This is a genomic window from Pedobacter ginsenosidimutans (assembly GCF_001442625.1).
Classification (GTDB): domain Bacteria; phylum Bacteroidota; class Bacteroidia; order Sphingobacteriales; family Sphingobacteriaceae; genus Pedobacter; species Pedobacter ginsenosidimutans.
The window spans coordinates 1-7,357 of record NZ_LMZQ01000073.1; the positions used below are offsets into that span (position 1 = coordinate 1).

A 7,357-nucleotide genomic window follows, 5' to 3' on the forward strand; every position below is an offset into this window, starting at 1 on the left:
CTCAAGCGGTCGTCATTTCGAGCGGACCCGATAGCTATCGGGTGCAATGCAGTCGAGAACCACGAAGTACTCAGCGAAGCTAAATCTATTATAGATCTCTCCTCCGAAGGAGTTCCTTTGGAACATTTCGCTGTGCTTCAGTCGAGATGACGACCTTTCTATAAGATTCTGCTGTTGGTAACTTTTTTCAGAATGACAATCGAATTAACATTATGTACTCCTCCCCTTAGAATGCTGAATTTATTATTGGCAGCCCTGAAACTATTCTTGTTATTCCCTTAACATTGCCTTCACATCTAGATCCTTGCTTTGTTCAAAAAAATTAAATGAAGAAAGAACTACTCACCTTAATAGTAGCCATATCTATCGGTATGGTATCATGTAAAAAAAGCCACGAAGAAACCCCTTTGGAATTTAGCTATCCTGCCGTTGCAGAAGTTTCAGATCCTTCGGTGCTTTTCACAACTGCTACTGGCGTAAAAGTGTATAACGGAGGTTTTGGATCAGCAGTTGCCGCCGATCCTAACTCGCCGGATGTTTTTTATATGCTAACCGATAGGGGTTCGAACGTTGCCGGACAGGTTGCGAACTCCATCATTATCGGAAAACCTGATTTTGATCCACAGATCGGCAAATTCAGGTTGAAAGATGGGAAATTGGTGCTCGAACAAACCATCGAACTTAAAAATGCATCTGGTAATAAATTAAACGGACTTCCAAACCCTGCGGGAATGGGGGCTTCTGGTGAAACTGCTTACGACTTAAATGGACAGGTGATTGCGCCAAGTGCCGATGGAATCGATTCAGAAGGTTTGGTAAGGGCAGCTGACGGCTCATTTTGGATCAGCGATGAATATGGTCCGCATATTGTACATTTCGATGCCTCAGGTAAAACAATAGAGCGCATTAACCCATTTGGAACAGGAACAGGCGGGCGGAAAATTCCAGCTGTATTTGCAAATAGAAGAGCAAACCGTGGCATGGAAGGTTTGGCCATTACCCCAGATGGAAAAACCTTGGTGGGTATGATGCAGTCGCCAATGTACAATCCGTCTAAAACTGCAGTTGCTAATTCGATGGTATTAAGAATTTTGACTTTTGATATCGCAAGCGGAGCAACCAGGCAATATGCTTACCTGATGGATAACACTACTTTAACAGGCGTGAGCGATATTGTTGCCGTTAACAATACTACTTTCTTAACCATAGAACGTGATGGATTGTATGGCGGCGCAGCAAGTAATCCGGCAACATTTAAAAAAGTTTTCAAAATAGACCTGAGTGGTGCTACCGATATTTCTGATTCCGGCAACGGTGCAACAGGAAAACTTTATGGCGGCAAAACCGTGGAAGAACTGAACAATGCAGCAGGTTTAAACACGGCGGGAATTACCCCTGTAAGCAAAACCATTGTTTTAGACCTGTTGAAAGATCTACCTTCCATTTATCCGCACGATAAAGCAGAAGGCTTAGCCTTACTGCCTGGCAATATCCTCGTAATTTCTAACGATGATGATTTTGGTGTGGTGGATAATGGTGCAAGTGGCTTTGCACAAAAAATATTGCCTTTAACAAATTCGGTTGATAGAAACCGTTTATACTTTGTTAAAATTAAACTTTAAAGCAATTAGCCATGTGTCAATTGACTCATGGCTAATTTATATCATGAAATAAGGTACAAGTTGTGATATATTGTCTTATTAGTATGCCCATTACTACCGTACTTTTACCCTTTTTGTGCCTGGCAATAGGAATTGAGGTTTACATTGTTAAGCTTTGTACAGCCTATCTTAATTTGCCTATGTATTACAGCTGTGCAATTGTTGATGATGAACAGCACGCGATTGATGTACTTCACGATTATATTGAAGGTATCCGTTTTTTAAAACTATTTAGCGCCTTTAATAACCCCTTTGATGCCTTAAAAACAATTAGTGCCGGAGATAAAATCGATTTTCTTTTTTTAGATATAGATATGGATGGAATGAAGGGAACTGAACTATCCCAACATCTCCGCTCAAAGGCCAGGTTTGTGATTTACGCATCCGCCCACCTCGAAAATGAGGTGAGAAAAATAGATTCCAGCTTTGAATGCTATCTTGGCAAACCAATCTCAATGAAACGTTTTGCTGGTACCATTGATAAACTGATACGACTTAATAATCTGCCGATAAAAAATGAAAATAGCTTATGATCGAACTTAATTACCTTTTTGAACATGAATTTTTAGAAAATGTATCCTATCAGTTAATGCGGTCAAGCATGGAAGACCCATGGTTGGTGCTGTCTGGATGTAAAGTGCTGGGGATTATTGATGAAGTTGAAGGGAAGTGGAGTCAGATTATAGGTGGAGATATTCCGCCAAAAGCAATTGAAGGGATGGGGGATTTGATCAACATGCAACAATTTAGCTGGTTGCCGAATCTGATTAAAAAACAGTGGCCAAAGTATGTGTTTGATGTGGTCGTAGAAAATGAAGACCGTTACGAAATAATTTGCTGTAAAGAGGCTTGCCCCAAACGTTTTCAACAACGTTTTACATTGGGTATCCATGCGCTGGCACAAAGAGAATCTGCGCTTGTTTTTAAAATACGGTGCTTTCAGAAATCAGATTGTTACGAGGTAGTAAAAGCGCCTGCAATTGATCGGTACGTTTAGTATTTGTCCTGAATATTCTTAAAGGTAAACAAAGGTTCTAGCGCAAACAGAATCTGCTGTGTTTTCAAAATTTACATTAATTCCTGTTTGTTTAAGCGCTGATGTCAATGTAATATTTAAATTTGGCCCTACAAAACTCTTCCTCAACATGACCTTTGTAGAAAAATTGCAGACCTTACGCCAATTAATGGCTGCTCAAAAAGTAGATGCTTATATTATTACTGCGGCAGATCCACACATTAGTGAGTATTTACCTGCGCATTATAAAGCCATTCCTTTTGCTTGTGGATTTACAGGGTCGGCTGGCACGCTGGTCATTACTCAGGAATTTGCTGGTTTATGGACTGATTCGCGATATTTTACGCAGGTAGAAACACAATTAAACAATACTGGATACGAATTGGTAAAGTTGAAAGTGCCACATACGCCGGAATATATCGATTGGTTGCGCCAGGTTTTGCCAAAGGGTGCAAAAGTAGGTTTTAACCATCAGCTCATTACGGTAGGTTTAGCCCTCGAGATGCAGAACAGTTTGACCCAGCGTGGAATAGAAATAACTGACGTTGATTTTATCAGCACCATTTGGCTCGATAGGGTAGGGCTACCTGTAGAAAATGCCTTTTTAATAGACGAAGAAGCTGCAGGTCTTAACATTTCTGCTAAAATAAATGAGGTAAAAGCGGCTTTAAAAATAAATGGAGCAGATTATCATTTTATTTCATCGCTTGATGACATTGCCTGGCTTTTTAACCTAAGGGGAAAAGATGTAGACTATAATCCTGTATCCTTAAGTTTTGCTTTAATTGCTCCTGCAGCGGTAAAACTCTTTATCGACAAGCAAAAATTGTCACAAACAGATATCGATACTTTAAATCAGCAGGGCGTAACTTTGCATCCCTATGCTGAGGTGGCTGAGGCATTAAAAAATCTGCCAAAAGATGCGCAGGTTTTTATCGATCCTAAACGTACTTGTTTTGGCTTGTACCAGTGCTTGCCTTCTAGTGCTAAAATCGTTTCGGGGATTAATCCAAGCACACATCTAAAAAGTTTAAAGAATAATACTGAGATTAACCACATCCGTAAGGCAATGCTAAATGATGGGGTTGCTTTAACCAGGTTCTTTAAATGGATGGAAGATCATTTAGGGAAAGAAAAGATTACAGAATGGTCTGCAGCAGAGAAATTGGCCGGGTTTAGAGCCGAGCAAACATCTTTTGTTGGTTTAAGTTTTAATACCATAGCTGGTTACAATGCCAATGGGGCCTTGCCGCATTATAGTGTAACAGCAGAAAGCAATCAGGAAATTACAGCCGATGGTTTGTTTCTTGTCGATTCGGGAGGCCAGTATTTGTATGGTACAACCGATATTACCAGGGTAATGCCTATCGGTAATTGCTCACCAACCCAGGCCGATGATTATACCTTGGTGCTAAAAGGCCTGATTGAAGGTTCTAAACTAATTTTTCCAGAAGGTACTAAAGGGTATCAAATCGATTCTATTTGTAGAAAACCACTGTGGGAACATGCCATAAATTTTGGGCATGGAACGGGTCACGGTATTGGCTTTTTTCTGAATGTACATGAAGGACCTCAGAATATTAGCCCGGCCAATGTAGACGTTGCCTTTAAACCGGGAATGGTAACCTCCATCGAACCTGGAATTTATCGCCCGGGAAAACATGGTGTACGCATCGAAAATCTTGTTTTATGTATCCCTAAGGGTAACAGTGAATTTGGCGATTTTCTCACTTTTGAAACCTTGACGTTGTGTTTTATTGATACTTCTATCGTAAATAAAACGCTTTTGGCACCAGATCAGATGGAGTGGTTAAATCAATACAATCAAATGGTGTTTGAGAAGCTTCAGCCACTTCTTTCAACAGATGAAGCAGCGTGGCTAGAAGAGAAATGTAAGCCAATTTAATAATCCGTGTTGTCAGTCTGAGCTTGTCGAAGACCTTTATTGCTATTTAGTGATAAACGGCTTAAATTTCCTTATATCTCTTATGTGGTTAATAATCTGACATAGGAAAGCAATTCCTGCATTTCAATTAATGTTAGTCGCGCTTTCCCCTGTAGTGTTGACTTTACGTCGGAAGCTACCGCTGCAATCGCGTTTAGGTATCCGATGTAGTGCCAACAGATGGGTTTCCCCTCAGGCGAATAATTAAATCTGCGTGCTTTGCGTAATCTGCGGGAACCTATTTTGTTCTTCATGCTTACCGCCTGACGCCCCAACTCCCCATAAATACACCAATTCTTTACCGATTTTGCGCTATTTTTAAGTTCGATGCCCGCTTTATCTTTTAAATTTTAATTTTGATTTAACCACATTCCTAAATTTCCATTGTCATCATGATTATCAAACTAAAAAAGAAGAGAACTTTATCCATAATAACTTTTAAAGCAATATTTTGCTGTATTTTATCTTTTCTAAATATTGAGGTAGTTCTCGCCCAATCGCCTTGGATTGCTTTAGGCAAAAAGCCGTCTACGCTGGGCCTGGAAAATGGATTTTCGACCTATAATGCCGGAGCATTTAATCTAAAGCTCGTTAAGTCATCGCAGACAGTAGCAGGCCTACAGCCTAAAATGGTTAAAGATTTTGATTTTGTACCCAGCGATAGCTTAAAAGTGCGTAGTTCAGATGGTTTATATCACCTGGGCGATATAAACTTGAAGTTACGCTCCATTGGTGAAGAAGCCTGGAAAAGCTATAGCACAGCCGCAAAACGAAGCCCCGTGAAAAATATTGCTATGGGTAAAAATGTACTCGCTGCTGCCGATCTTGCTGCAACACTTCCGGCTGATATCCCGCTACAGGTTAAACGGATCTGGGAAATGCTTAACGGAAAGCTTGTGCTCCGCTTCGAACTGAAAAACAAGAGCAATAAAAACGTAGAAATCGGGGCGCTAGGTATTCCGATGATTTTCGATAATATTCTCGAAGGCAGAACATTGGAACAAACCCATGCAAAAAATGTTTTTTATGATCCATATATCGGTAAAGATGCTGGTTATCTGCAAGTTACCAGGTTAAGTGGTCATGCACCTTCTTTGCTTGTTACGCCATTGGGGCATACGCCATTTGAGGCTTACAACCCGCTTAATGATGACCGGACACCAAGAGGGATAGCTTTTGAAGGTTTTTATGAGTGGATGGTATACAGTAAAGCCTATGCCGAAAATGAATGGAAAAATGCCGAGCAATGGAATACACCAACTTCAACCTTTCTAAAGCCCGGCGAAAGCCGAAGTTATGCCCTTCAGTTTATTCTTTCTGGAACAGCAAAAGATATCGAAAGCAAACTGATCGAAAATAAACGGCCAGTAGCGATATCAGTTCCGGGTTATGTACTGCCTAAAGATGTGGAAGGAAAATTGTTTATCAACTACCCTAAAAAGATTAAAGCTATTCAGGTTCAACCCGAAAATGCCCTAAAAGTAAGTGCATTAGGTTCAACCAAAAATGGTTGGAAAAGTTATTCCGTAAAGGGAAATGCCTGGGGAAGAGCAAGATTGTCTATTACCTACGAAGATGGTTTGGAGCAAAGTATAAATTATAAGGTAATTGAAACCGAAAGTGATGTGATTGCTAGTTATGGTAATTTTTTAACAACCAAGCAATGGTTTAACCAGGCTGATCCTATTTTTAAAAGAAGTCCTTCAGCTATTACATACGATAATGAAAAGAAACAACAGGTAACGCAAGACAATAGGGCATGGATTGCAGGTTTAAGCGATGAAGGTGGCGCTGGTTCGTGGTTGGGAGCAATAATGAAACAATTGGTACAACCTAAAAAAGAAGAAGTTGATAAACTGAAACAATTTGTAGATAGTGTAATGTTTGGAAGAATACAACTTAAAAACGGTACTCAGAAATATGGTGTAAAAAAGAGCTTGTTCTACTATGCACCAGATTCGCTCCCTAAAGATACTTATGCCTCAAATATCAATTTTAAAACATGGTCTGCATGGCCAAAAAAAGAAGCTGATAACCTTGGCCGGTCTTATAACTATCCGCATGTTGCAGCAGCCCATTGGGTGATGTATCGGTTGGCGCGTAATTATAGTGGCCTTGTGGAGGAGCAGAGCTGGAAACAACACCTTATAGACGCCGCTGAAACAGGTATGGCGATGGTTAATATTGCTCCTTATTACGCACAGTTCGGTCAAATGGAAGGCACAGTTTTCTATCTCATCCTAAATGACCTTAAAAACGAAGGACTAACAGAAGAAGCAACCAGGTTAGAAAATGAAATGAAGAAGCGAGCCAACCACTGGCGTTCGCTACAATATCCCTTTGGTAGTGAAATGCCTTGGGACTCTACAGGTCAAGAAGAAGTTTATGTATGGTCAAGCTATTTTGGCTACCAGGACAAAGCAAATGTAACACTTGATGCCATATTAGCCTATATGCCTGTGGTGCCGCATTGGGCCTACAATGGTAATGCCCGTCGGTACTGGGATTTTCTTTATGGAGGTAAACTTTCGCGCATCGAACGGATGATCCATCATTACGGTTCAGCGCTCAATGCCATTCCTGTATTAATGGATTACCGTAAAAATCCCGACGATTTCTATCTTTTGCGAGCTGGTTACGGCGGGTTATTGGGTTCGATTTCCAATATCACACAAGAAGGTTTTGCGCCTGCCGCATTTCATGCTTATCCATCGACCTTAAAAAATGACGGCATTA

General features: G+C 40.5%; 5 protein-coding genes. All 5 read left to right on the top strand.

Annotation, left to right across the window (positions count from 1 at the left end; all coding sequences use genetic code 11):
• Positions 1–326: 326 nt before the first annotated feature.
• Positions 327–1,622 (top strand): esterase-like activity of phytase family protein, encoded by a 1,296-nt coding sequence (locus ASU31_RS26810; protein WP_057935304.1) that lies wholly within the window; start codon positions 327–329, stop codon positions 1,620–1,622.
• Positions 1,623–1,705: 83 nt separating this feature from the next.
• Complete coding sequence (locus ASU31_RS26815) at positions 1,706–2,194, top strand: LytR/AlgR family response regulator transcription factor (RefSeq protein WP_083505561.1); 489 nt, start codon at positions 1,706–1,708, stop codon at positions 2,192–2,194.
• The gene (locus ASU31_RS26820; protein ID WP_057935306.1) at positions 2,191–2,658 is read left to right on the top strand and encodes a hypothetical protein; all 468 of its coding nucleotides are present in this window, start codon (positions 2,191–2,193) and stop codon (positions 2,656–2,658) included. The genes ASU31_RS26815 and ASU31_RS26820 overlap by 4 nt, the downstream gene beginning before the upstream one ends.
• A gap of 148 nt (positions 2,659–2,806) precedes the next feature.
• Entirely contained in the window at positions 2,807–4,582 is a 1,776-nt protein-coding gene (locus ASU31_RS26825) for an aminopeptidase P family protein (protein WP_057935307.1), read from the top strand.
• 431 nt (positions 4,583–5,013) lie between these two features.
• Positions 5,014–7,357 (top strand): DUF5695 domain-containing protein (locus ASU31_RS26830; RefSeq protein ID WP_057935308.1); only part of this gene is annotated, 2,344 nt, incomplete at its 3' end.

Coding starts and splice junctions, on each gene's coding strand:
- ASU31_RS26810 (WP_057935304.1), top strand. CDS start 327: ATGAAGAAAGAACTACTCACCTTAATAGTAGCCATATCTATCGGTATG.
- ASU31_RS26815 (WP_083505561.1), top strand. CDS start 1,706: ATGCCCATTACTACCGTACTTTTACCCTTTTTGTGCCTGGCAATAGGA.
- ASU31_RS26820 (WP_057935306.1), top strand. CDS start 2,191: ATGATCGAACTTAATTACCTTTTTGAACATGAATTTTTAGAAAATGTA.
- ASU31_RS26825 (WP_057935307.1), top strand. CDS start 2,807: ATGACCTTTGTAGAAAAATTGCAGACCTTACGCCAATTAATGGCTGCT.